This is a genomic window from Profundibacterium mesophilum KAUST100406-0324, assembly GCF_009835145.1.
Classification (GTDB): domain Bacteria; phylum Pseudomonadota; class Alphaproteobacteria; order Rhodobacterales; family Rhodobacteraceae; genus Profundibacterium; species Profundibacterium mesophilum.
In genome coordinates, this window is the sequence record NZ_APKE01000035.1 from 21,334 (window position 1) to 44,847 (window position 23,514).

At 65.0% G+C, this 23,514-nt stretch carries 22 protein-coding genes; 7 read left to right on the forward strand and 15 right to left on the reverse strand.

The annotated features are described in order from the left end of the window. Positions 1–71: 71 nt before the first annotated feature. Together PMES_RS13925 and mfd are read left to right on the forward strand one after the other, a co-directional pair. The gene (locus PMES_RS13925; protein WP_159966338.1) at positions 72–599 is read left to right on the forward strand and encodes a component of SufBCD complex; all 528 of its coding nucleotides are present in this window, start codon (positions 72–74) and stop codon (positions 597–599) included. 82 nt (positions 600–681) lie between these two features. Beyond that, positions 682–4,137: a transcription-repair coupling factor gene (gene mfd, locus PMES_RS13930; protein ID WP_159966339.1), complete on the forward strand. Its 3,456-nt coding sequence runs from the start codon at positions 682–684 to the stop codon at positions 4,135–4,137. A gap of 75 nt (positions 4,138–4,212) precedes the next feature. On the opposite strand, the gene PMES_RS13935 is transcribed toward mfd, so the two are convergent. The 7 genes from PMES_RS13935 to PMES_RS13965 all read right to left on the reverse strand — a co-directional run bounded on the left by PMES_RS13935 (position 4,213) and on the right by PMES_RS13965 (position 10,669). Then, entirely contained in the window at positions 4,213–4,605 is a 393-nt protein-coding gene (locus tag PMES_RS13935) for a plastocyanin/azurin family copper-binding protein (protein ID WP_159966340.1), read from the reverse strand. 119 nt (positions 4,606–4,724) lie between these two features. After that, positions 4,725–5,954, reverse strand: a complete 1,230-nt coding sequence (locus PMES_RS13940) for a multidrug effflux MFS transporter (RefSeq protein ID WP_268892426.1) — start codon at positions 5,952–5,954, stop codon at positions 4,725–4,727. Beyond that, on the reverse strand, positions 5,951–6,619 hold the full coding sequence (locus PMES_RS13945) for a DsbA family oxidoreductase (protein WP_159966341.1): 669 nt from the start codon (positions 6,617–6,619) through the stop codon (positions 5,951–5,953). The genes PMES_RS13940 and PMES_RS13945 overlap by 4 nt, the downstream gene beginning before the upstream one ends. Further along, entirely contained in the window at positions 6,616–8,157 is a 1,542-nt protein-coding gene (locus tag PMES_RS13950; protein ID WP_159966464.1) for a class I adenylate-forming enzyme family protein, read from the reverse strand. Before PMES_RS13950 ends, PMES_RS13945 begins: the two co-directional genes overlap by 4 nt. Positions 8,158–8,201: 44 nt before the next feature. Further along, positions 8,202–8,549 (reverse strand): CsbD family protein, encoded by a 348-nt coding sequence (locus PMES_RS13955; protein WP_159966342.1) that lies wholly within the window; start codon positions 8,547–8,549, stop codon positions 8,202–8,204. Between the two features lie 139 nt (positions 8,550–8,688). Next, positions 8,689–8,838: a hypothetical protein gene (locus PMES_RS13960; RefSeq protein ID WP_159966343.1), complete on the reverse strand. Its 150-nt coding sequence runs from the start codon at positions 8,836–8,838 to the stop codon at positions 8,689–8,691. Positions 8,839–8,842: 4 nt separating this feature from the next. Then, positions 8,843–10,669, reverse strand: coding sequence for an extracellular solute-binding protein (locus tag PMES_RS13965; protein WP_159966344.1), 1,827 nt, complete (start codon positions 10,667–10,669; stop codon positions 8,843–8,845). Positions 10,670–10,958: 289 nt separating this feature from the next. Between PMES_RS13965 and PMES_RS13970 the strand changes: the two genes are divergently transcribed. Next, positions 10,959–11,732, forward strand: a complete 774-nt coding sequence (locus tag PMES_RS13970; RefSeq protein WP_159966345.1) for a 3-hydroxybutyrate dehydrogenase — start codon at positions 10,959–10,961, stop codon at positions 11,730–11,732. 11 nt (positions 11,733–11,743) lie between these two features. Beyond that, entirely contained in the window at positions 11,744–12,772 is a 1,029-nt protein-coding gene (locus tag PMES_RS13975; RefSeq protein WP_159966346.1) for a patatin-like phospholipase family protein, read from the forward strand. 5 nt (positions 12,773–12,777) lie between these two features. Here PMES_RS13975 and PMES_RS13980 read toward each other — a convergent pair whose 3' ends face one another. The 3 genes from PMES_RS13980 to PMES_RS13990 form a co-directional block, all read right to left on the reverse strand. Then, entirely contained in the window at positions 12,778–13,491 is a 714-nt protein-coding gene (locus PMES_RS13980) for a DUF502 domain-containing protein (RefSeq protein WP_159966347.1), read from the reverse strand. Between the two features lie 79 nt (positions 13,492–13,570). Further along, a complete protein-coding gene (locus tag PMES_RS13985; RefSeq protein WP_159966348.1) occupies positions 13,571–14,488 on the reverse strand; it encodes a pseudouridine-5'-phosphate glycosidase in 918 nt (305 codons plus the stop codon). Further along, on the reverse strand, positions 14,485–15,378 hold the full coding sequence (locus tag PMES_RS13990) for a PfkB family carbohydrate kinase (RefSeq protein ID WP_159966349.1): 894 nt from the start codon (positions 15,376–15,378) through the stop codon (positions 14,485–14,487). The genes PMES_RS13985 and PMES_RS13990 overlap by 4 nt, the downstream gene beginning before the upstream one ends. Positions 15,379–15,637: 259 nt before the next feature. On the opposite strand from PMES_RS13990, the gene rpsB reads away from it, so the two are divergent. Beyond that, positions 15,638–16,504: a 30S ribosomal protein S2 gene (gene rpsB, locus PMES_RS13995; protein WP_159966350.1), complete on the forward strand. Its 867-nt coding sequence runs from the start codon at positions 15,638–15,640 to the stop codon at positions 16,502–16,504. A 90-nt stretch (positions 16,505–16,594) separates the two neighbouring features. After that, a complete protein-coding gene (gene tsf, locus PMES_RS14000; protein ID WP_159966351.1) occupies positions 16,595–17,470 on the forward strand; it encodes a translation elongation factor Ts in 876 nt (291 codons plus the stop codon). A gap of 141 nt (positions 17,471–17,611) precedes the next feature. Here the strand turns inward: tsf and PMES_RS14005 are convergent, their stop codons facing one another. Then, complete coding sequence (locus tag PMES_RS14005) at positions 17,612–18,454, reverse strand: phosphotransferase (protein ID WP_159966352.1); 843 nt, start codon at positions 18,452–18,454, stop codon at positions 17,612–17,614. A gap of 145 nt (positions 18,455–18,599) precedes the next feature. Here PMES_RS14005 and PMES_RS14010 point away from each other — a divergent pair, with 145 nt between their 5' ends. After that, positions 18,600–19,775: a glycosyltransferase gene (locus tag PMES_RS14010; protein ID WP_159966353.1), complete on the forward strand. Its 1,176-nt coding sequence runs from the start codon at positions 18,600–18,602 to the stop codon at positions 19,773–19,775. Positions 19,776–20,004: 229 nt separating this feature from the next. Here the strand turns inward: PMES_RS14010 and phoB are convergent, their stop codons facing one another. From phoB to pstA, 4 genes are read right to left on the reverse strand one after another with little or no spacing between them, the layout of a single operon-like run. Next, positions 20,005–20,694: a phosphate regulon transcriptional regulator PhoB gene (gene phoB, locus PMES_RS14015; protein WP_159966354.1), complete on the reverse strand. Its 690-nt coding sequence runs from the start codon at positions 20,692–20,694 to the stop codon at positions 20,005–20,007. Positions 20,695–20,697: 3 nt separating this feature from the next. Then, the gene (gene phoU / locus PMES_RS14020; RefSeq protein ID WP_159966355.1) at positions 20,698–21,411 is read right to left on the reverse strand and encodes a phosphate signaling complex protein PhoU; all 714 of its coding nucleotides are present in this window, start codon (positions 21,409–21,411) and stop codon (positions 20,698–20,700) included. A gap of 11 nt (positions 21,412–21,422) precedes the next feature. Next, positions 21,423–22,226: a phosphate ABC transporter ATP-binding protein PstB gene (pstB, locus tag PMES_RS14025; RefSeq protein ID WP_159966356.1), complete on the reverse strand. Its 804-nt coding sequence runs from the start codon at positions 22,224–22,226 to the stop codon at positions 21,423–21,425. 17 nt (positions 22,227–22,243) lie between these two features. Further along, complete coding sequence (gene pstA, locus PMES_RS14030; RefSeq protein ID WP_201289010.1) at positions 22,244–23,512, reverse strand: phosphate ABC transporter permease PstA; 1,269 nt, start codon at positions 23,510–23,512, stop codon at positions 22,244–22,246. Between the last annotated feature and the right edge of the window lie 2 nt (positions 23,513–23,514).

A 23,514-nucleotide genomic window follows, 5' to 3' on the forward strand; every position in this document is an offset into this window, starting at 1 on the left:
TCTCGCGGCGCCTCAAGTGTAGTCCTGCGCAGGGCGCCGCATGGCGATGGAGCAAGGGGAGGCCCGGTCGGGTGGATTGGTACGAGACGGTCTTCGAGCTGATCGACATGCGGTCCTTCTCGAACCTGTGGTTCTGGATCGCCCTCGCGGCCGTCTGGTCGCAGGCGAGCCACAGGGTGATCGGCGTGCCCTTCGACATGGTGGGCCGCGCCGCGCGCCTGGGGGGGCGGGCCGAGCGCGATCTCGAGACGATCGTCGCGATCCATGTCACCCGCCTTCTCTATATCGTGCATGTCTCTGGGCTATGGCTGGTGGCCATCGGTTCGATGGCGCTGACGGGCCTTGGGTTGCTGGCTTTCGTCTACGGTATCGAATCCGCGCAGGCGGTCTTCCTGATCGCCTTTCCGCTGACCCTCGTGGCGCTTTTGGGATTACGGACCGCGCGGCGCATCTCGAGCGAGGAGCCGTCGGGCGACGAGTTGAGGCGGCGCCTCTCACGGCACCGGCAGACGGTGCAGGGGATCGGGATCGTGTCGATCTTCGTCACAGCGATGTGGGGCATGTATCGAAACCTCGACGTCGGACCGCTGGGCGGCTGAGCAACGGGGCCGCGCGATCGGCCGCGCCGCGCGCCGCCAGTTGCGCGTTGACAACGCCGCGCCGCTCGTTACCTCAGCATCCATGTCAGCCCCAGATCACATCCGCATGGGCGGCGCGCCCGAAGGCTTCGATGCGCTGCTCCTCACCCGCGAGCTTGCCCGCGGCAATGGAACGGCCCTTCACGTGGCGCGCGACGACCGGCGCCTCGCGGCGATGCAGGCGGCATTGCGGTTCTACGCGCCCGAACTGCCGGTCTTCACCTTTCCCGCATGGGATTGCCTTCCATATGACCGGGTGTCTCCGAATGCCGATATCTCGGCCACGCGGATGGCCACGCTGGCGGCGCTGGTTCACGCCATGCCCAAGCGCTTCGTCCTGCTCACTACGGTCGCGGCCGCGAGCCAGAGGGTGCCGGCCCGCGACACCCTGCGCGAAGCGGCCTTCACCGCGCGGGTCGGTCACAGGCTCGACGAGCAGGCGCTGCGCCGCTTCCTGTCGCGCATGGGGTTCACCCAGGCGCCATCGGTCGTGGAGCCGGGCGATTACGCTGTGCGCGGTGGCATCATCGATGTCTGGCCTCCGGGGCATCCCGCACCGGTGCGCCTCGATCTTTTCGGGGACGAGCTCGACAGCGCCCGCCGCTTCGATCCTGGCAGCCAGCGCACCACCGACACGTTGCAGATGGTCGAGCTGGCGCCGGTGAGCGAGGTCATCCTGGACGATCCCGCCATCACCCGTTTCCGGCAGAACTACCGCGCCGAGTTCGGCGCGGCGGGAACCGACGATCCACTCTACGAGGCGGTTTCGGCGGGGCGGAAACATGCCGGTGTCGAACATTGGCTGGGCTTCTTTCACGAACGCCTCGAGACGCTCTTCGATTACCTGCCCGATGCCGCGATCTGCCTCGACGACCAGGTGACGGCATCGCGGCTGGCGCGTTGGGAAACGGTCGAGGATGCCTATGACAGCCGCCGCGAAGCCCTGCAGAGCAAGAAACGGCTCGATTCGGTATACAAGCCCGCCGCGCCCGATCTGCTCTATCTCGACGACGGCGCCTGGGAGCGGGCGGTCTCGGGCCACAGGCTGGTGCAGTTCAACCCGCTTCCGCAGGCGAGCGGGCCGGGTGTCATCGATGCGGGCGGGCGGATCGGTCGCAACTTCGCTCCCGAGCGCCAGCAGGAGAACCTCAGCCTGTTCAGCGCGCTTGCCGATCACGTCAAGGAACGGCGCAAGGACGGGCATGTCATCATCGCCAGCTATTCCGACGGGGCACGCGAGCGCCTGGCCGGCCTGATCGAGGACGAGGGGCTGAGTGCCGCCGAGACGATCGCCGATTTCCGCGACGTGCCGTCGGGCAAGGGGCGGCTCCTCCTTGCCGTCTGGCCGCTCGAGCATGGCTTCGAGGGGCCGGAGGACGGGGCGCGGCTGACCGTGATCTCCGAGCAGGACGTGCTCGGGGACAGGCTGATCCGGCGCGCGCCCAAGAAGCGCCGGGCCGAGAATTTCCTGAGCGAGGCGCAATCGCTCAGCGCCGGGGACCTGGTGGTCCATGTCGATCACGGGGTCGGCCGCTATACCGGGCTCGAGGTGGTGACGGCGGCCGGCGCGGCCCATGAATGCATCCTGCTCGAATATGCCGGTGGCGACCGCCTCTACCTTCCGGTCGAGAATATCGAGCTGCTGTCGCGCTACGGCCAGGAGGAGGGGCTGCTCGACAAGCTGGGCGGCGGGGCGTGGCAAGCCAAGAAGGCCAGGCTCAAGCAGCGCATCCGGGAGATGGCCGAGCGGCTCATCAAGGTGGCCGCCGAGCGGATGCTGCGAAAGTCCTCCGTTCTGGAGCCGCCCGAGGATCTGTGGTCCGAGTTCTCGGCCCGCTTTCCCTATGACGAGACCGACGATCAGCTTTCGGCCATCGACGATGTGATGAGCGATCTGGCATCCGGCACGCCCATGGACCGGCTCGTCGTCGGCGATGTCGGCTTCGGCAAGACCGAGGTCGCGATGCGTGCGGCCTTCATCGCCGCCATGTCGGGCGTCCAGGTGGCGGTGATCGCGCCGACGACCCTCCTTGCGCGGCAGCATCACAAGAGCTTCGAGGAGCGGTTCCGCGGCTTCCCGATCAATATCGGCAAGCTGTCGCGCTTTGTCGGTTCCAAGGAGGCGGCGCGAACCCGCGAGGGTCTGACCAATGGCAGCGTCGATATCGTCATCGGAACGCATGCACTTTTGTCCAAGCAGGTGAAGTTCAAGAATCTCGGCCTGATGGTGATCGACGAGGAGCAGCATTTCGGGGTCAAGCACAAGGAGCGGCTGAAATCGCTGCGCACCGATGTGCATGTCCTGACGCTGACCGCGACGCCGATCCCGCGCACGCTGCAGCTGTCCTTGACGGGGGTGCGCGATCTCAGCGTCATCGGAACGCCGCCGGTGGATCGTCTCGCGATCCGCACCTATGTCAGCGAGTTCGACACGGTGACGATCCGCGAAGCGCTCTTGCGCGAGCATTACCGCGGGGGGCAGAGTTTCTTCGTCGTGCCGCGCGTCGCCGACATTCCCGAAATCGAGAAGTTCCTGCGCGAGGAGGTTCCCGAGGTCAGTGTCGTGGTGGCGACGGGGCAGATGGCGGCGGGCGAGCTCGATGACCGGATGAACGCTTTTTATGACGGCAAGTTCGATGTGCTTCTGGCCACCACGATCGTCGAGTCCGGCCTCGACATCCCGACCGCGAACACGATGATCGTGCACCGCGCCGACATGTTCGGCCTGTCGCAGCTCTACCAGATCAGGGGCCGTGTCGGACGCTCCAAGACCCGCGCCTATGCCTATCTGACGACGCGCCCGCGCGCCAAACTCACGCCGCAGGCCGAGAAGCGTCTCAGGGTTCTGGGCTCGCTCGACAGCCTCGGCGCCGGCTTCAACCTTGCCAGCCAGGATCTCGATATTCGCGGCGCCGGCAACCTTTTGGGCGAGGAGCAGTCGGGGCAGGTGCGCGAGGTCGGCTACGAGCTTTACCAATCAATGCTCGAGGAGGCGATCGAGAAGATGAAATCGGGCGAGGGTGAAGGTCTCGTCGACGATGCCGAGGATCAATGGGCGCCGCAAATCAATCTCGGCGTGCCGGTGCTGATCCCAGAGGAATACGTGCCCGATCTCGACACCCGGCTCGGCCTCTACAGGCGCCTGTCGGAGCTGAGCAGCAAGGTCGAGCTGGAGGGGTTCGCAGCCGAGTTGATCGATCGGTTCGGCAAGCTGCCGCGCGAGGTCAACACGCTGCTTTTGGTGGTGCGGATCAAGGCCGAGTGCAAGAAGGCCGGCATCGCCAAGCTCGATGCGGGTCCGAAGGGCGCGACGCTGCAATTTCACAACGACCAATTCGCCAATCCCGCGGGTCTTGTCGAATTTCTCAATGAGACCGAGGGCGCGAAGGTGCGCGACAACAAGATCGTCGTGCAGGCGGATTGGAAGCGTGAGGCCGACAAGATCAAGGGTGCCTTCGCGATCGCGCAATCGCTGGCCCGTCACCGCAAGGCCCGCTGAGCGGGAAGGGCGGCGCGGGCAGGAAAGCACCGTGCCGCCATCTCGCGCTTCTTTGGGGGAGCCGGCGCGGACCCGTTACCGCGCCGTGACGATGATCGTTCCCTTCATCCCGAGCCCGTGATGCGGATCGCAGTAGTAGCGGTATGTGCCGGGCGTATTGAAGGCATGTCGGTATATCTGACCGGCGGGCACCCTGGCCTGGAACGGCGCAGCCCCTTCGGGCAACGCGACATCCTGCGGATGGGCGGCGGCGACCGGGTTTCCGTGAACCGTGTGATCGAGCAAGGAGCCGTTGGAGAAGGCGACCGTGCTTCCCGCCGAAATGGTCAGGACCGCCGGCGCGAATTGCAGATCATTCGTCATTTCCACGATCGCGTCATCGGCGGCCCTCGGGGCGGCGGTATTGGCGGGGCCGGTCAGCCCGCAGGCTCCGAGCAGGGTGATGGCGGCGAGCAGGGCGCCGGTCATGGGTCGCATCAATGGAACGGTCCTTCTGATGGAGGGTATGGGTCCCCAACCGGCAGGGGCGTGCCAAAGATTCCCCCCGCCATCGAGAACCCCGCCTCCGATCCCCGTGTATCAGGGCATCACGGCGTCAGGGCACGGGTCCGGAGCATGAGACAAAGCGCGAGACCCGAGCAGGTGAGTGTTCCCACGACCATGGGCAGGGGCGTGCCGTCGAAGGCGAGCCCGATCGGCGCCGCGATGAAGACCGCGAGGACAGTGGCGATCGAACCGGTGACCGAGGATGCCATGCCGGCGACATGCCCCAGAGGTTGCAGTGCCAATGCGTTGAGGTTGCCGAAAGTCAGGCCGGCCATCAAGAAGATCGACACCGACCATGCGAAGAAGACGGGAAAGGAGCCCGCTCCGCCGAACCCGGCGAGCGTGAGCAAAAGCAGGGCGGCCGAGATCACCGCCTGCCCCCCGTATGCGGCAAGCGTGATGCGCCGCATTCCCAGGCGCATCACCAGCGCCGCATTCGTGATCGTCCCGAGACCCGAGAGCAGGGCCATCGCCATGAACCAGAGCGGGAAGTCGTCGGTGATGCCGAAGACCTCGGCATAGATCTGCTGTACCGAGCTTAGATAGCCGAACATCTGACCGTATCCCAGCGCCATGACCAGGATGTAGAGGCGGACCGCCTTGTGGCTCAGCACCTCGCGCAGGGCCGATCGCAAGGCCGCCGCGCGCAGCGGGCGGCGTGCCTCTGGCGGGAGGGTCTCGGGCTGGCGCAGGTTCAGCCAGACGAGGTTGACCAGACCCAGCAGAACGAAAAGTCCGAATATGCCGCGCCAGCCGAAATACGGCACCACGAGCGATCCGATGAACGGTGCGACGGCGGGGATCAGCACGAAGATCATCATCACGAAGGACATGATCTGCGCCATCCGCCGCCCTTCGTAGAGGTCGCGCACCAGCGCGAGCGAGACGATCCGGGGCCCGGCGGCCCCGAGCCCCTGCAGCAGCCTGGCGACAAGGAGCATCTCGAGCGAGGTGGCGAGGACGGCCAGCACGCTCGCGATGCAATAAAGCGCGATGCCGAGCGAGATCGCTCGCTTGCGACCGATCGCGTCGGAGATCGGCCCCGCGAAGAGCGTGCCGATTCCCATGCCCAGAACGAAGGCGGTGAGAACGAGCTGCGCCCGGTTCGCATCCCGCGGCGCCAGATCGGCCGCAAGCGCGGGCAGGGCGGGCAGCATTGCGTCGATCGAGAAGGCGACGGTTGCGAAGAGGGTCGCCATCAGGGCGATGAACTCCGCGCGCGAGCGCTTCGGTGGTCTGCCCGCGGCTGCGATGCCCTTCGCTTGGCTCAAGCGCCGTTCTGGTCTGGCGTCTGCGCGCCGCTGCCCACCTGGTCCATCAGCTCGTCGATCACCTGGACCCAGAGTTCGGGCGGCTGCGCGCCCGGCATGACATGCTGCTGGCCGACCACGAAGGTCGGCACGCCCGTGACGCCGCGCGCCCGTGCATGGGCGTCGCGCACCTTGATGTCGGACGCATCCGCATCGCTTTCCATGAGGCGCTCCGTCATCTCGCGGTCGAGGCCGATCCGGGTGGCGACATCGAGCAGGACCGCGCGGTCGCCGATATCGCGACCTTGGGTGAAATAGTCCGAGAAAAGCGCGGCCACCGCCGCCGTCTGGCGGCCCTCGAGCCCGGCCCAGTGGATGAGGCGGTGGGCGTCGAGCGTGTTGGGCGTCGTTTCGATGCGCGCGAAGTCGATGTCGAGACCGGCGGCCTGCGCGGCCTGCTCGATCTGCGCGTAGACCTTCACCGCGTTCTCCCGGCCGCCGAATTTCGTCTCGAGATAGTCGCGGCGTCCCATGCCGCCGGCCGGCATGTCAGGGTTGAGTTGAAACGGATGCCATTCGAAGGTGAAGGGGTGGCCGGGACGCTCCTTGAGCGCGGCATCGAGATTGGCCTTTCCGATATAGCACCACGGACAAATCGGATCGGAGAGGATGTCGAGCTTGATCATGGGGTCTGGCCTTTCAGGGAGTGGACGCTGCGCAGCGTCCGGCGCAGCAGCTTGTTGTTCGCCCCGCGCGGCAACGCCTCGAGCCTGACATAGAGGCGGGGACGCTTGTAGGCGGCGAGACGGTCGGCGCAATGCGCGGCGAGCGTTTCCTCGGTGATCGGAGCCGCGCTGACGTAGAAGGCGGCGATGACGCTGACATCGGGCCTGACCTCGACCTCGGCCGCGGCGCATTCCACGATGCCGGGGCAGAGCGCGAGGACCTCCTCGATCTCGAGCGGCGACACCCTGAACCCCCCCGCATTCATCAGATCGTCGTCGCGTCCCAAGTAGCTCACGGCGCCCGTCTCATCCATCTGCGCCATGTCGCCGGTCAGGAACCAGCTGCCCGAAAACTTCTCCGACGTCGAAGCGGGGTCACCGAGATAGCCCAGCATCAGCCCCGTATCCCCGCGCGAGATCGCAAGCTGTCCGGGCGCACCGCGCGGCGCGGGCGCGCCGTCGGGGTTCAGCACCGCCACCCGCCGCCCCGGCTGCGGCCGGCCGAGCGTTCCGGCCGGCGCGGGATCGGCGGGACTGCCGGATACGAAGGTCGAGCATTCGGACATGCCGTAAGCCTCGTGGATCTCGGTTCGCGTCACGCCGCGCCAAGCCTCGCGAATGGCCGGTGGAAGCTTCTCACCAGCCGAAAGACCATGGCGCAAAGCCCCCTTGCCGAACTTTTCGGGATGCTTCAGCATCTGCCTGTAAACACCCGGCGCAGCAGCAAAAATCGTCACATCATGTTCGCGCAGGAGCGCCGGAAGCCGGGCCGCCGGCGTACCTTCCTCGCTGATGAGCGCCGTGGCGCCGATCGCCCAAGGGTCCATCAGGCCGGTGCCGAGCGTATATGTCCAGTTGAAGGCCCCAGCATGAAGCAGGCGGTCATCCGGTCCAAGGCCATACCAGCCATCGACCATCATTCGCCGTGCCCAGACCGCGCGATGCGCGTGGCACACGGCCCGCGGCGTGCCGGATGTTCCCGACGAAAAGACGATGTAGCCCAAGCGGTCGGGATCCCCGAGGGCATAGTCCGATGGTGGCAGCGCGCGCATGTCCCCGAGCTCGGCCTGTGTGATCACCGGCCATGGTCCTTGCGGAAGCGCGACGCCCTCTGCGGCCACGATGACGGACGGCTCGACGATCTGCGCGAGCTTGGTGATCTCGGGCATGGTCAGCTGCGCCGACGTGGGAACCGGTACCATGTCGCAGGCAAGCGCGGCGAGATAGAGGATCGGGAAGTCGACGGTGTTGCCAAGCCGGATCAGGATACGGCTGCCGGGGGCCAGCGAGCCGCCATGCAGGGCGCGAAGCCCGCTTGCGGTGCCGCGCACGGCCGCCTCGAGCGCGCCGTAGCTCCAGCTTTGCGGCGCCGCGCCTCCGACGATCTCGAGCGCGGTCTTGCCCGGATGCCGGCCGGCATGGGCGAGCACATGGGCGGCCATGTTGAACTGCGCCGGTGCGGGCGCGGGGGGCGGGGAATCGTGGATCGCGACTGGCATGATCACGGGCTAGTCCCGCCGCCCCGGCATTGCAAGCGGCAGCCTCAGTCGGTGCGGCCGATCGGCGGCTCGGCGGGGCGGTCGTCGCCGAAATCGCGATCTTCGGAATAGACATCCTCGCCGACAGGAATGCTGCGCCCGCTGTCGGTGATGCTCTGGTTGTCGTGCAGCTCGTCCATCACAACATCCGAAGGCACGGCGCCTTCAGTGAACTCCTCGATCTCCTCGCGCGCCTCGTTCGGTGTCAGCTCGAGCCGCTCGGCAAGATAGCTCACGAGCCGTTCGCGGTCTCCCTCGATATTTGCCAGATCGGTGCGATCGGCCCGCGGCCAGGTCTGCTCCATCCGGTCGAGAAAGGCCGGCCAGTTATCTGCGACGGTCTTCCATTTCATCACGCTCTCTCCTTGGCTTGGACGGGGGCTTGGTCGGGAAGGCAATGCCCCGCCCGCCAAGAGAGTTCCCGCGCCCCGTCCCGCCGGCGGGTGGCCGCGCCCCGCCAAAGGGCACGCCAAGGGCACGGGGCCCGGACAGTCAACGGAAGGGCGCCGGCGCCCGTGTCACGTGATCGACCGTGTCGACCGCGAGCCGCACGGGCAGGGTCACGATCTTGACCGGAACGGTCACCGCGGCGCAGCCCGACAGAAAAAGCGCGCCGATCAGCGCGCCGATGGAAAGTTTCATCCTGTCATTCCTCATACCACCATACATCCGGCTGGAACCCGATCCAGTCGCCATACATGGGAAGGCGCTTGGGATATCTCAGCTCGGCATCATGCGCCAGTCTCGAAACCGTATCGGACCAGATCGGGATGACATAGCGCCCCGTGGTCAACACCCGGTCAAGAGCTTTCGTCGCCGTGATGAACTGCTCGCGGCTTTCCGCTTCGAGCATGGTGCGGATCATCGCGTCGATCGCCGGCTGCGTGACGCCCATCCAGTTGCGCGAGCCCTCGTTGGCCGCGGCCTCGGACGACCAGTAGAGCATCTGCTCGTTGCCCGGACTGAGCGACAGGCCCCTCCTGTAGAAGGCCATGTCGAAATCGAAGCGCTGCGTGCGTTCCTTGTATTGCGCGCTGTCGACCGTCGTCACGGTGGGGGCGATGCCCATGCGCTCGAGCGCCGCGGCGAATATGTCGATCATCTGCTGGGTCTCGGTCGCCCCCTGGCTGAGCAGGATCTCGAAGCGGAAGGGCTGTCCTTCGGCATTGCGCATCCGGCCGTCCTGCACCGTCCAGCCGGCCTCGGCCATCATGTCGATTGCCTTGCGGATGTTCTTGCGATTGCGTTCGGAGCCGTCGGAAACCGGCAGGTCGTAATCCTCAAGCGCATCGGGCGGCAGATCGCCCGCGAAGGGCGCAAGAAGCGCGGCGACCCCCTCGGGGGCGGGGCCGTCCTCCATGCCTAGGACGCTGTTGGAGAAATAGGAGGCGATCCGCGGCTGCGTGCCGCCATTGAGCGTCTGGCTGACGAATTCGTAGTTGAAGGCCAGCATCATCGCCTCACGCACGCGCCAGTCGGAGAAGGGCGCGCCGCGGGTGTTCATGACGAAGCCTGTGATGCCGGAGGGCCGTTCATGCGGGATCTCCGATTTCACCACCTCGCCCGAGCGCATCCGGGGAAAGTCGTACTGGCTGTCCCACTTGGCCGCGTTGCCTTCGCGGTAGCTGGTGACCTCGCCCGCCTTGAAGGCCTCGAAGACGACATCGCCGTCACCGAAATACTCGTAGCGGATTTCGTCGAGATTGTGCTGGCCGCGCATGATCGGCAGCTCGGCCGCCCAGTAATCCTCGTCGCGCTCGAGCGTCAGGACCCGTCCCGGATCGTAGCTCTCGATCTCGTAGGGGCCCGATCCGATCGGCACGATGTCGATGCCGCTCTCGCCGAAGTCGCGCCCCTCGTATTGCGCCTTCTTGAGCACCGGCCAGAGACCGAGAATCAGCGGAAGCTCGCGGTCGGCTGTGTTGAAGGTGAATCGGACCGTGTCCGGGGCGGTCATCTCGGCGGTCTCGATCTTCGACCACGTGCCCTGGTAGCGCGGATGGCCCTGCGTGCCGAGCGTCTCGAAGGACCACAGCACATCCTCGGCCGTCACCTGGCTTCCGTCGGAAAACCGCGCCTCGGGACGCAGCGCGAACTCCACCCACTCACGATTCGGCCCGGTTTCCACCGATTTTGCGATCAATCCATACAAACTGAAAGGTTCGTCCCAGTTTCGGCCCATAAGACCTTCGAAAACATATGCCCCGATGCCATAAGGCGCCCGACCCTTGAGAATGTGCGGGTTGAGACTGTCGAAACTGCCAGATTCGCCGAACACAATTCTGCCACCTTTTGGTGCATCGGGGTTCACATACGGAACCGACACAAAATCTGGTGGCAACTCCGGTGCGCCATACATAGATATGCCATGTTCAGGTGCTGCATGAAGTTTGAAGGGCAAGGTGATGGCAAGAATCACCCCCAGGTGCGTGCGGCGCTTCCTCACTGACGATGTGCAAATTTTTGTAGGCATCTTGGCTCCAACCTCTCGAAGTCCTTTTTTTCTTGGCTCCAGACTAAGGGCGCTTGTGAGCCTTTTCAAACTTTTAGGTTGGAAGGCGCAGATGAAAGGCGTATACAGAACTTACTGCTCGATAGGTTTCTTGCCTGTATGAAACCTGCCTCAATAACTAGCGCCCGCCTCGTGCGGGCGTTTTTTTTTGGAAGCAATGCCGGGGCACTGGGGGTTTGACTGTTCATCTCACTGCAGCCGCGTGCCACAACCGACTGGTGGGATCATGGTTAAAAAGGAAAGGCGTTTCATGACACTTGCAGGAAAGACAGCCGTCATCACCGGGTCGAATTCCGGCATCGGACTGGGCATCGCACGCGAGCTGGCGAAGGCCGGCGCGAATGTCGTCCTGAACTCCTTCACCAACCTGCCGGAAGACCATGCGCTGGCAGAGGGAATCGCCTCCGAGTTCGGGGTCGAGGCCCGCTACATCCCGGCCGACATGTCGAAGGGCGACAGCGCGCGCCAGCTCATCACCTCCGCGGGACGCTGCGACATCCTGATCAACAATGCCGGCATCCAGCATGTCGCGCCGGTCCAGGACTTTCCGGCCGAGAAGTGGGACGCGATCATCGCCATCAATCTCAGCTCCGCCTACCACACCGTCGCGGCCGCGCTGCCGATGATGCGCGCGTCGGGCTGGGGCAGGGTGATCAACATCGCCTCCGCCCATGGCCTGACCGCCTCGCCCTACAAGTCGGCCTATGTCGCGGCCAAGCACGGCATCGTCGGCTTTTCCAAGACCATCGCGCTCGAGACGGCCGAGGAGCCGATCACCTGCAACGCGATCTGCCCCGGCTACGTGCTCACACCCCTCGTTGAGGAGCAGATCCCGGGCACGATGAAGGAATACGGAATGGACCGTGAGACCGTCATTCGCGACGTGATGCTCGCGCGCCAGCCTTCCAAGCAGTTCGCGACGACCGAGCAGATGGGCGGAACCGCCGTCTTCCTGTGCTCGCCCGCCGCCGACCAGATCACCGGCACGACCATCAGCGTGGATGGCGGCTGGACAGCGCTCTGAGCGGCGCACTGATGGGCAAGAGGGTCAATCTGGCGCTGCAGGGCGGCGGCGCGCACGGCGCCTATTGCTGGGGCGTTCTGGACGGTCTGCTGGAGGATGGACGGCTCGAGATCGCCGCCATCTCCGGCACCTCCGCCGGCGCGCTGAACGGTGCCGCGCTGAAGGCGGGGCTGGTCGAGGGGGGACGCGACGGTGCGCGCGAGACGCTTGACTGGCTGTGGCACGGGATCGGGGCGATCCCGGACATGCGGATCGCGAGCTGGCTGTCGGAACTTGCCCCCGGCACCGCCGAGATCAGCCGGGCCATCGAGCGCTCGGTCCCGGTCAGCGCCGCCGACCTCCTGAGCCGCAGCGTCAGCCCCTATAGCTACGGCCCCCTCTACCGCAACCCGCTCGAGAAGATCGTGGCAGACCCGCGCCTGCGCGCCGTCTGCGCCGAGGAGGGGCCGCGGCTGCATGTCTGCGCGACGAATGTGCGTAGCGGCAAGATCCGGATTTTCTCCGGCACGCAGATCGGCCCGCAGGCGCTTCTGGCCTCGACCTGCTTGCCAACCATCTTCAAGGCGGTCGAAATCGAGGAGGAGGGCCGGATCGAGGCCTATTGGGATGGCGGTTATACCGGCAATCCCGCGCTTTTTCCCTTGTTCGATCAGGACCTTCCGGCCGATATCGTCATCGTGAACATCAACCCGCTGGAACGCGATGGCATACCCTACACGGCACAGGAAATCCTCAACCGCATCAACGAGATAAGCTTCAACTCATCGCTTCTGCGTGAGCTGCGCGCGATCGACTTCGTCCAGAGGCTGATCGCCTCGGGACGGATGCCCGCGGATGCGATGCGCAAGGTGCTGGTGCACATGATCGCCGATGACGACATCATGACCAGCCTCAACGTCGCGACGAAGCTGGTTCCCTCGCCGATCATCCTGAGCCGGCTGAAGGCCGCGGGCCGCGCCGCCGCCGCGCGGTTCCTCGATGCGCATTACGATGACCTGAATGAATGCGGGACCGTCGATCTGCGCCAGATGTTCGGCTGATCCGACTATTCCGCGGCCCGGCTATGGGCGGCGAGCTCGGCATCCGCGACGGCGCTCTCCTTCGTGCCGGGATAGACGAGCCCCGCCGAGATCACCAGTTTCGCCGCGTCCTCGACGCTCATGTCGAGCTCGATCACTTCGGAGCGCGGCAGGAACAGCAAGAATCCCGAGGTCGGGTTCGGCGTGGTCGGCAGGAAGATCGACAGCTTCTGCTCCTCGACCGGGATGCTGCGTGCGATCTCTCCCTTCGCCGAGGTCGAGATGAAGGCGATCGCCCAAATCCCCCTGCGCGGATACTCGATCAGGCAGGCCTTCTCGAACGAGCTTTCCGACTGCGCGAAGACGGTCTCGGCGAGCTGCTTGACGCTCGAATAGATCGTCCTGACAACCGGCATCCGGTTCACCAGGCTCTCGCCCCAGCGCAGGAGCGAGCGCCCGATGAGGCCCTTGGCCAGCCAGCCGATAATCACAGTGAAGATCAGGAAGATGATGACGCCGACACCGCGCAGGTTGATCCCGATATACTGCTCGGGGCGGAACCGCGCCGGCACAAGCGGCAGCACCCAGCCGTCGATCCAGCCGACGACACCGTAGATCAGCCACACGGTCAGGAAGATCGGCGCGATCACGACGAGACCGGTCAGGAAATTGGCCCGCAGGCGTCTGAAGCGGGGCCGGCGGCGTGTGGCTGTCGCGTCGTCGCTCGAATGCTTGCTCATCGTGCTCAATTCTATCCTGCTTGCGAAGATGTAGGGCTTGGCGCGCGGTGCGGCAATGGTGAAGCGGCCGGCATGGTGCTCAGCGCCGCGCGGCGGTGATCCGGGTGGCGATCGCGGCGCCAAGGCGGGCGTTGTTCAGCACGAGCGCGATATTGGCCTCGAGCGAGCGCCCATCGGTCAGCTCGAAAATCCGCTGCAGCAGGAAGGGCGTCACGGCCTTGGCGCTGATGCCCTGGGCATCCGCCTCGGCGAGTGCCTGCTCGATCACGGGCGCGAGCATGCCGGCCGGGATCTCGTCGTCCTGCGGGATCGGGTTGGCGACGAGCTGTCCGCCCGGCAGGCCCATCGCCCCGCGCATCAGGTGTGCCGCCGCGATCTGTGCCGCATCGTCCATCCGCAGGGGTGCGGGATGCGGCGAGACGCGCGACCAGAAGGCCGGCAGGCTGTCCTGTCCGACGGCGATCACCGGAACGCCGAGGGTTTCGAGCATTTCCCAGGTCTTCGGCAGATCGAGGATCGCCTTCGCCCCGGCGGCCACGACCGTGACCGGGGTCTGCGCCAGCTCCTGAAGGTCCGCCGAGACATCGAAGCTGTGCTCGGCGCCGCGATGCACGCCGCCGATGCCGCCGGTGGCGAAGACCTCGATCCCGGCGAGCCGTGCCGCGATCATCGTCGCCGCGACGGTCGTCGCGCCATCGCCGCCGGAGGCGATGCAGGCGGCGAGATCGGCGCGGCTCAGCTTGGCCACGTCGCCGCGCTGCGCGAGCGCCTCGAGCTGATCGGGTTCGAGGCCGACATGCAGCCTCCCCGACAGAACGGCGATGGTCGCCGGGACCGCGCCATGCCTGCGGATTTCCTCCTCGACGCGGCGCGCGGTCTCGAGGTTGCGGGGAAAGGGCATTCCATGGGTCACGATGGTCGATTCGAGCGCGACGACGGGACGGTTGGCGGCTTGCGCCGAGGCCACTTCGGCGGAGCGGATCAGGGGCAGGGTCATGATGGAACGTCTCCTGAAACATAGGCCGCCGCCGCCGCGAGGGCGGTGCGCAATGCGGGGTCGGGCATCTCGCCGCGCCGCTCGGCTGCGATATGGGCGGCCATGAACGTATCGCCCGCGCCCGTCACCCGCGTGACCAGAACCTCGGGGGGCGATGCCTCGACAAGGCCGCCCGGTCCGGCCATCGCCGCCATCCGTCCGCCATCGGTGACCACCGCGCGGTAGGCGCCGCGCCCCAGCAGGGCAGCCGCTGCGCCGGCGGCATCAGGCATCGGGGCATGCAGGAGAAGCCCCGCCTCCTCGAGATTGACGTAGATGGTGGCGCCGGGATGGGCGATGAGCGGCATCAGGCGCTCGGCCTTGCCGGGTGAGGCGGGGGCGATACGCAGATCGGCGGCCGCGAAGAGCGCACTGGTGGCGATCTGCGCGATCAGGTCCGACGAGAGGTTGCCATCGAGCGCGATCTGGCCACGATAGGGGGTGTCGGCACTGCCCAGGCGTCCGTCCGCAAGGGGGCCAAGGATCTTGTCGCCGGCCATCTCGAGGGAGTGGGCATCCGCGATCGCGGCGATGAGACCATTGCCTCCCTCGATCGCCATGTAGCGGTCGGTCGGCAGATCGTCGGACCTGTATAGCAGCCCGGTTCCAAGCCCCATGGAGCGGCATAGCTCGACAAGCCGGTCACCCTCGGCATCGCGCCCCACCGCGCTCAGCAGCGTGGGGGTGATGCCGAAGCGCGACAGGCCCATCGCGATGTTCAGCGCGACGCCGCCGGGCACCATCGTGATCCGGCCGGGAACATCGCTGCCGGCGCGCATATGGGCCGAGGAGCGTCCGATCACGTCCCACAGGACCGAGCCGATGCACAGTATTTCTGAATCGTTCGTCATGGCGCGGTGATGGTCGCAAAATGCCGTCTTAGCAAGGGCATGAGGGGGCATCCTGCGCCGGGGTGACCGAAACTCAAGTAATCCGAACTGCCACGCGGCCGCTTTCGCCTTGCAACTCACTGTCCGGCGCACTATTGGGCGCTCACTTCACAGGTGGGGCTTGGGCCGATGACGGGGAGAAATCCCGGCATCCGGTCCGCCGGTTGAGCGAATGCTCTGAAGGCCCCGCCGAGGCGCAAACCGGAAAAAGGATATTGGAATGGCGCTCCCCGAGTTTTCCCTTCGCCAGCTGCTCGAAGCTGGTGTTCACTTTGGCCACCAGACGCAACGCTGGAACCCCCGCATGGGCGAGTTCATCTACGGCGACCGCAATGGCATCCACATTCTCGACCTGACGCAGACGGTCCCGATGCTGGACCAGGCGCTGCAGGTGATCCGCGACACCGTCGCCAAGGGCGGCCGCGTTCTCTTCGTCGGCACCAAGCGTCAGGCTCAGAAGCCCGTCGCGGAAGCCGCAGAGCGTTGCGCACAGTATTACATGAACCATCGCTGGCTCGGCGGCACGCTGACCAACTGGAAGACCGTCTCGCAGTCGATCAACCGTCTCAAGGAGATCGACGAGCGCATGGAGCAGGGCGCCGAAGGCCTGACCAAGCGCGAGCGCCTGTCGATGGAGCGTGACCAGGAGAAGCTGAACGCCTCGCTCGGCGGCATCCGCGAGATGGGCGGCGTTCCCGACCTGCTCTTCGTCATCGACGTGAACAAGGAAGACCTTGCCATCGCCGAAGCCAAGAAGCTTGGCATCCCGGTCGTGGCCGTGGTCGATACCAACTGCTCGCCCGACAACATCGACTACATCATTCCCGGTAACGACGATGCCGCGCGCGCCATTTCGCTCTATTGCGACCTGGCCAGCCGCGCCGCGCTCGACGGCATGTCCGCGCAGCTTGGCGCGGCCGGTGTCGATGTCGGCGCGCTCGAAGAGGCCGCGCTCGAAGAGAGCGCCGAGGAAGAGCCCGAGACCACCCCGGTGAACTCCGAGGCGCCGATGACCGTCTCCGACGAGGCCGTGTCCAACGACGCGATCGCCAAGGATGCGCCCTACGACCTGGAAAACAAGGGCTGATCAGCCCTCGCGTTTCGCGCGATCGTGGGGAGGCGGGCAGGGGCTCGCCTTCCCGCAGATCCCATCCCCAAATTTGAGGAGAGCCAAGACATGGCGATTACCGCTGCACAAGTGAAAGAGCTGCGCACCTCCACCGGCGCCGGCATGATGGATGCCAAGAAGGCCCTGACCGAAACCGATGGCGACATGGAAGCCGCGGTCGACTGGCTGCGTACCAAGGGTCTCGCGAAGGCCGCCAAGAAATCCGGCCGCACCGCCGCCGAGGGCCTCGTCGCGGTCAAGGTCGAGGGCGGCAAGGGCGTCGCCGTCGAGATCAACTCCGAAACCGACTTCGTCGCCAAGAACGCCGACTTCCAGCAAATGGTCGGCCAGATCGCCGATGTCGCGCTGACCGTCGATGATGTCGACGGCCTGAAAGCCGCCGATCTCAATGGCAAATCCGTCGAGTCGGCGATCACCGACAAGATCGCCACGATCGGCGAGAACATGAGCCTGCGGCGCATGGAGAAGGTCGAGGGCGAGCAGGTCGTCGCCTATGTCCACAATGCCGCGACCGATGGCATGGGCAAGATCGGCGTGCTCGTCGCCTTCAAGGGCGACGACAGCGCCACCGCGCGCCAGATCGCGATGCATGTCGCTGCCGTCAATCCCGCCTCGCTGGGCGAAGAGGATCTCGATCCCGCCCTTGTCGAGCGCGAGAAGCAGGTCCTCAGCGATCAGGCCCGTGAAAGCGGCAAGCCCGAGCAGGTCATCGAAAAGATGATCGAAGGCCGGATGAAGAAGTACTTTGCCGAAGTGACGCTTCTGAACCAGCCCTTCGTGGTGAACCCCGATCTGACCGTCGGCGACGCCGCGAAGGAAGCCGGGATCGAGATCGTGAAATTCATTCGCATCGAAGTGGGCGAGGGGATCGAGGTCGAGAAGGAAGATTTCGCAGCCGAGGTGGCGAAAGCCGCCAAGGGCTGAGGCCAGGACCGATGACTTTTGGAGGGGGCGCGGCCGTCCCCTCCGACGCCAAGACCCCGAAGGCGAGGGGGCATCGATCCGTACGGATCGGGACCATCTCCGTGAAGCGGCGTGCCTACGGGCGACCCGCCGGCGCGTTGCTCACGCCGCGTTCATCGTTCCGTAGATGTCGATCGCCATTGCCCTGTAGCGCTCCGGCGGGAAATGCTCGAGATTCCGTCCTATATGGCCCAGGGCGCTGAGCATGTATGACGTGACGTCCCGCGGGGCGCAGTCTACGATAGCGCGCAGCTTTTCGACATGCCGGTGATGTTGCCGTCGGCCGATCCGGAGCGACTGACTCATCCGGGCCAGATCGTAGAACGGATACCCTCGGCGCTGCATGCCCGCCCAGTCGATCACATGGAACGCGCGGCCGGTGCCGCGTTGCGGCAGCAGGATGTTTCCGGACCAGAAATCGCCATGGTGCAGTGCGTGCCGGGGCGTCCATTCCCCCCGCGCAAGACGGGTTGCGGCTCGATCCGCATCACGGCGCATCTCCTGGGGAAATAGGTCATCGTTCGCAATGACATGCAGGTCGTCCTGAAAAGTTTGCGCGAGGCCGGGCAGGAGGGTCTGCCGGACCAGATCGGCATTCCAGTCGAGGATCGCACCAGCGTAAAGGCGGCGGCGTATGAGACGCTTGACCTTGCCGCCTTCATCGAGGGAGCGGCTTCGCGGCCAGAGGGCAAAGGACATTCCCGATATCGTTCCCTCGAGCACAGCGGGAAGGATTGGCGCGGCGATCTGCGGACTGACTTCGGACCGAGCCTCGTTGATGGACCGGACGGCCCGTGCGACGAGATCGGGGTTTCCCGGCCCGGACAGGATCAGGAACCCCGGCGCACCCTCTGGCGTTGGAGCGAGAAACTTGAGGGTGGCATCCGCTACGTCGTCCTTGAAGGCACCATTCCCGACGGCAACGATCTGCCCGGGTTCAATCATTCGTTCATACCGGGACGACAGACTGGCACGGATCGTTTCGACGCTGTGACTTATCATGAAGGCTACCGACTTGTACTTTGACAAAGAAGCTGCTTCGCTACCACGCGGCGCCTCCGATGAGAATGCGAAAAGCCACAGGACACTGTTGATTTCGCGCGTTGCGGTAGTCCGCCACGATGGAAAATTCTACACCGATCCGCTCTGGGCGCTCGACGTGAACGCGAATTCGCAGGAGCTCGGCGGGCTGCGTTTGATCTGTCCGGTTCATGTTGCAGATGGCGTCGATGCCATACGGTCGGGCAAGCTCGATCCGCTCGATCCGCTGATCGAGATCACCGGGGATGACGAGCTGTCCGACGACCGGCTCGAGGCGCTTATTGAAAAGGTCGAAGTGGTCGAGCTACCGGGGAATTTCGACTGGAGCCGCGCGGCGCTCGCGCGCCGTGTGCTGCGCATCGCGCGGCGGCACGGGCGGCTGACCATTCTCGGTATTTCCTCCAACCGGGTGAAGACGACCCTGATGAATGCCCAGGGCAAGGGCTTTGCGGGGCGCCTGAGGGCGAGGCTGCGGGCAGAGAACATCCGCCGTACGCAGCGCTACCTCGCGCGTAGGGTCGATGCCGTGCGCGTTGTGGGCCAGGGCGTCGCACGCCTGGTGGAAGACCGGGCCAAGACGGTGAATGTCGAGGTCGCGAGCTGGATCAGGAGTGCCGATATCGAAGATCCGAAGCCCGAGCTTCACGATCCGGCGACGGTGATGATCGCCTCGCGGCTGGAACCCATGAAGGGGATCAGGGTCGGCATAGACGCGGCGGCAGAAGCGATCGCTGGCGGCACGGACATTCGCTTGTCGATCGTCGGGGTCGGCGCCGAGGAGGCGCGCCTGCGAGAGCGGGTGAGCGATCGTGGTATCGATGCGCAGACGGAGTTCACAGGACAGCTCGCTTACCCCGGGCCGTTCTTCGGCGCAGTGCACGAGAGTGATTTCGTGCTTCTGACAAACCTCAACGACGAGCAGCCGCGATTGATCTTCGATGCGATCTCGCGCGGTGCCATTCCGATCTGTCCGAGAAACACGGCCTACAACGATCTCGGGCTCGACAGTCGCATCTTCTATGAGCAGGGAAATGCACGAAGCCTTGCCGATACGCTCGTCAATCTGATCAACGCGCCGATCGCCGTGAGGATGGATATCCAGCTGCAACTCAAACAGCTTGCGCGAACACGGACGATCGAAAGCATGCATGCGCAGCGCGCCCGCTGGATCAGGGGTCTCCTTGGCCGGGAGATGATCGAGGAACCCAAGGCGACCGCAGCCTAAGGGTAACGTCCAGTTCGTTCGAAGATGGAGGGCATGAGCGGCAGGAAATTTTCCGCTCGGCCAAGCGCGGCGGGTCCGAGTGGATATTCGCTTTCAGACGCAAGATTGGTGGTGCAAAACAAGAATTATAACAAAATCAGGTGTGCAAGAAGCAGCTGACCTGTTCCGTATTCGCGATCTAGTAACATAATACCGATTATAGGAAAGGGAATAGGGATCGGAATATTACTCAACCCAGCGCGTAACCCGTTCCCCTGACGGTCCTGAGATGATCCACGCCACCGTGAATGCCGAGGGATTTGCGCAACCGTCCGATATGGACGTCCACGGTGCGCGTATCGACGAAGATATCGCGCCCCCAGACCCGGTCGAGGAGCTGATCTCGGGTCCATACGCGGCCCGGACGCTCCATCAACGTCGTTAGAAGCCTGAACTCCGTGGGACCGAGCGCGATCTCGCTCCCGTCGCGCGTCACCTTGTGCGTTTCGGGATCGAGCGTGATGTCGTCGTAGACGAGGACCGTCCCGGCCGCCGATGGCCGCGAGCGGCGCAGTTGTGTCCTGATGCGCGCCACCAGTTCGACGACAGAATAGGGTTTGACCATGTAATCGTCGGCGCCCGTCTCCAGACCTCTGACCTTGTCCGCTTCCGATGACCGCGCGCTCAGCATGATCACCGGGATCGACCGGGTTTCGCCGCGTGCCTTCATCATCCTGCAGATCTCGATGCCCGAAAGGCCCGGAAGCATCCAGTCGAGCACGACGACATCCGGTGACAGATCGGCGATCATCGACATGACTTCATCGCCGCGGTCGGTCTCGAAAACCTCGTAATCCTCGGCACGCAAATTATAAGCCAGTATTTCGCGTTGCGCCGGTTCGTCCTCGACCAGCAGAATCAAGGGTCGATCAGCACTCATGGCTCAATCCGGCGCGGCGTAGGAGGTCCGGTCGCCCTTCAGGCGTCCTTCCTCGGGGATCTCCCCGGTCACGAGATAGACGACCTGTTCGGCGATGGAGGTCACGTGATCACCCATCCGCTCGATGTTCTTGGCGATGAAATGGAGATGCATGCAGGCCGTGATGTTGCGCGGATCCTCCATCATATGCGTCAGGAACTCGCGAAAGAGCGCGTTATACATCTGATCGACATCGTGATCACGCTGACGAACGGTCTCCGCGAGAGCGGCGTCGCGCTGCAGGTAGGCATCGAGCGCATCCTTCAACATCGCCTCGACCTCGCGCGCCATGCGCCGGATGGATTTCGACGACCCTTCGGGAAGCTGAAGCTGCACGAGGACGCTGGTGCGCTTCGCCAGGTTCTTCGCGTAATCCCCGCAGCGTTCGAGATTGCCGCTGATCTTGATGACACTCAAAACGGTGCGCAAATCGCTGGCGATCGGGGCACGGAGCGCGATCACCCGCGCGGCTTCCTCGTTGACCCGCTCCTCGAGCGCGTCGATCTGCTTGTCGGCAGCGCGCACCTTTGCGGCCAGTTCCTCGTCGCTGTCGACAAGGCTCTTGGCACTGTCGAGAATGGCCGCTTCCACAAGGCCGCCCATCTGCATGATCAGCGACTGGATACCTTCCAGATCGCGGTCGAAGGCGGAGGCGATGTGACGTTCGTTGCTTTCCATGATCCCTGCCCTTATCCGATCCGTCCGGTGATGTAGCTTTCGGTCCGCTTGTCCTGCGGGTTGGTGAAGATTTGCGGCGTGTCGGCATATTCCACGAGGTTGCCCAGATGGAAGAACGCGGTGCGCTGGCTCACGCGGGCGGCCTGCTGCATCGAGTGAGTCACGATGACGACAGAGTAGTTCTCGCGCAGCTCGTCGATCAGCTCCTCGACCTGACTGGTGGCGATGGGATCGAGCGCGGAACAGGGCTCGTCCATCAGCAGGATCTCGGGCGCCGTGGCCACGGCCCGCGCGATGCACAGGCGCTGCTGCTGCCCGCCGGACAATCCCGTGCCGGGCGCCGACAGCCGGTCCTTCACCTCGTCCCAGATCGCGGCGCGGCGCAGCGACCGCTCGACGATTTCGTCCAGATCGGCCTTGCTGCGCGCAAGCCCGTGGATCTTCGGGCCGTAGGCGACATTGTCGTAGATCGACTTGGGAAAGGGGTTGGGTTTCTGGAACACCATGCCGACCTTCGCGCGCAGCTGGACCGGGTCGATATCCCTGGCGTAGATGTCCTCGCCGTCGATACGGATATCGCCGCTGACGGCGGCGCTGTCGATCGTGTCGTTCATCCGGTTCAGGCAGCGCAAAAAGGTCGACTTGCCACAGCCCGAGGGGCCGATGAAGGCCGTTACGGTCTTGTCGGCGATCTCGACACTGACATCCTTGATGGCATGGGCGGTCCCATACCAAACGTTCACATCCTGAGCCGAGATCTTGGAGCCGGCGGCGGCGGGCGCATCCTGCGCGACGATCCGATCGGTATGGGTCATGTTCAAGGCTTCTCCGTTCACCATTTGCGTTCGAACCTGCTGCGCAGGAAGATCGCGATGGCGTTCATTGTGATGAGGAATGTCAGAAGGACCAGGATCGCGGCCGAGGTCCGGCTGACGAAACCGCGCTCGGGGCTGTCTGCCCAGATGAAGATCTGCGTCGGCAGGGCCGTCGCGCTGTCGAGCGGAGTATCCGGCGCGGAGGTGATGAAGGCGTTCATGCCGATCAGAAGCAGCGGCGCCGTCTCGCCGAGAGCCTGCGCGAGGCCGATGATGGTGCCGGTCAGGATGCCGGGCATGGCCAGCGGGAGGACGTGACCGAACACGACCTGATGTTTCGAGGCCCCTACCCCCAGCGCCGCTTCGCGGATCGACGGCGGCACGGCCTTGAGGGCCGCGCGGGTCGCGATGATGATCGTCGGCATGGTCATCAGCGCCAGTGTCATCCCGCCCACCAACGGCGCGGATCGTGGCAGGCCGAACCAGCCGATGAAGACCGCGAGCGCGAGCAGGCCGAAGACCACCGATGGCACGGCCGCAAGGTTGTTGATGTTGACCTCGATGAAATCGCTCACCCGGTTGCGCGGCGCGAATTCCTCAAGGTAAATCGCGGCTCCGATCCCGAGCGGAAAGGAGATCGCGAAGCAGATCAGAAGCGCCCACGCAGAGCCGATCAGGGCGCCTTTCAGGCCCGCCAGTTCAGGAAAGCGGCTATCGGCGTTGGTCAGAAGCCAGGTGTTGAGCGCCTGCCGGATGAGCCCCTGCTCCTCCAGCGTGCGGAAATACCCGATCTCGTCATCCTTGACCCGGCGGTTCACCTCCGGCGTCAGCGGATCGATCAGCCCCTTTGCCAGCTGGTCGTAAGGGTCCGAGAGCGGCACGGTGATCTCCACCACCTGCCCGATCAGCGCCGGATCGTCCACGACGAGGTCGCGCAGCTGGAACTGCGCCCCGTCCGACAGAAGCCCCTCGAGGGCCTTCATCTGTGCGCGGTCCTCGGGGTCGACCTGGGGAATGCGGGATACGAGCGTTGCGGCGAGGACATCGTCGAAGCCGCCCCTCGGCAGCCGGTCGGCGCGTATCTCCTCGGGATCGACCAGCACCTCGAGGGTGATGACCGTCTGCGTGAAGGCCTTGTAACCCGAGGAGACGAGCGAGGCGACGAGTATGCCGAGCATCAGGAAGGCGAAGAGGATCGCCCCGAGCCCGAAGGCCTTGAGCATCGTCTGCTTGCGCCTGCGCCGGCCGAGGCTCTGGCGGACGATATCGGCGGCTGTGTCGTTCATGG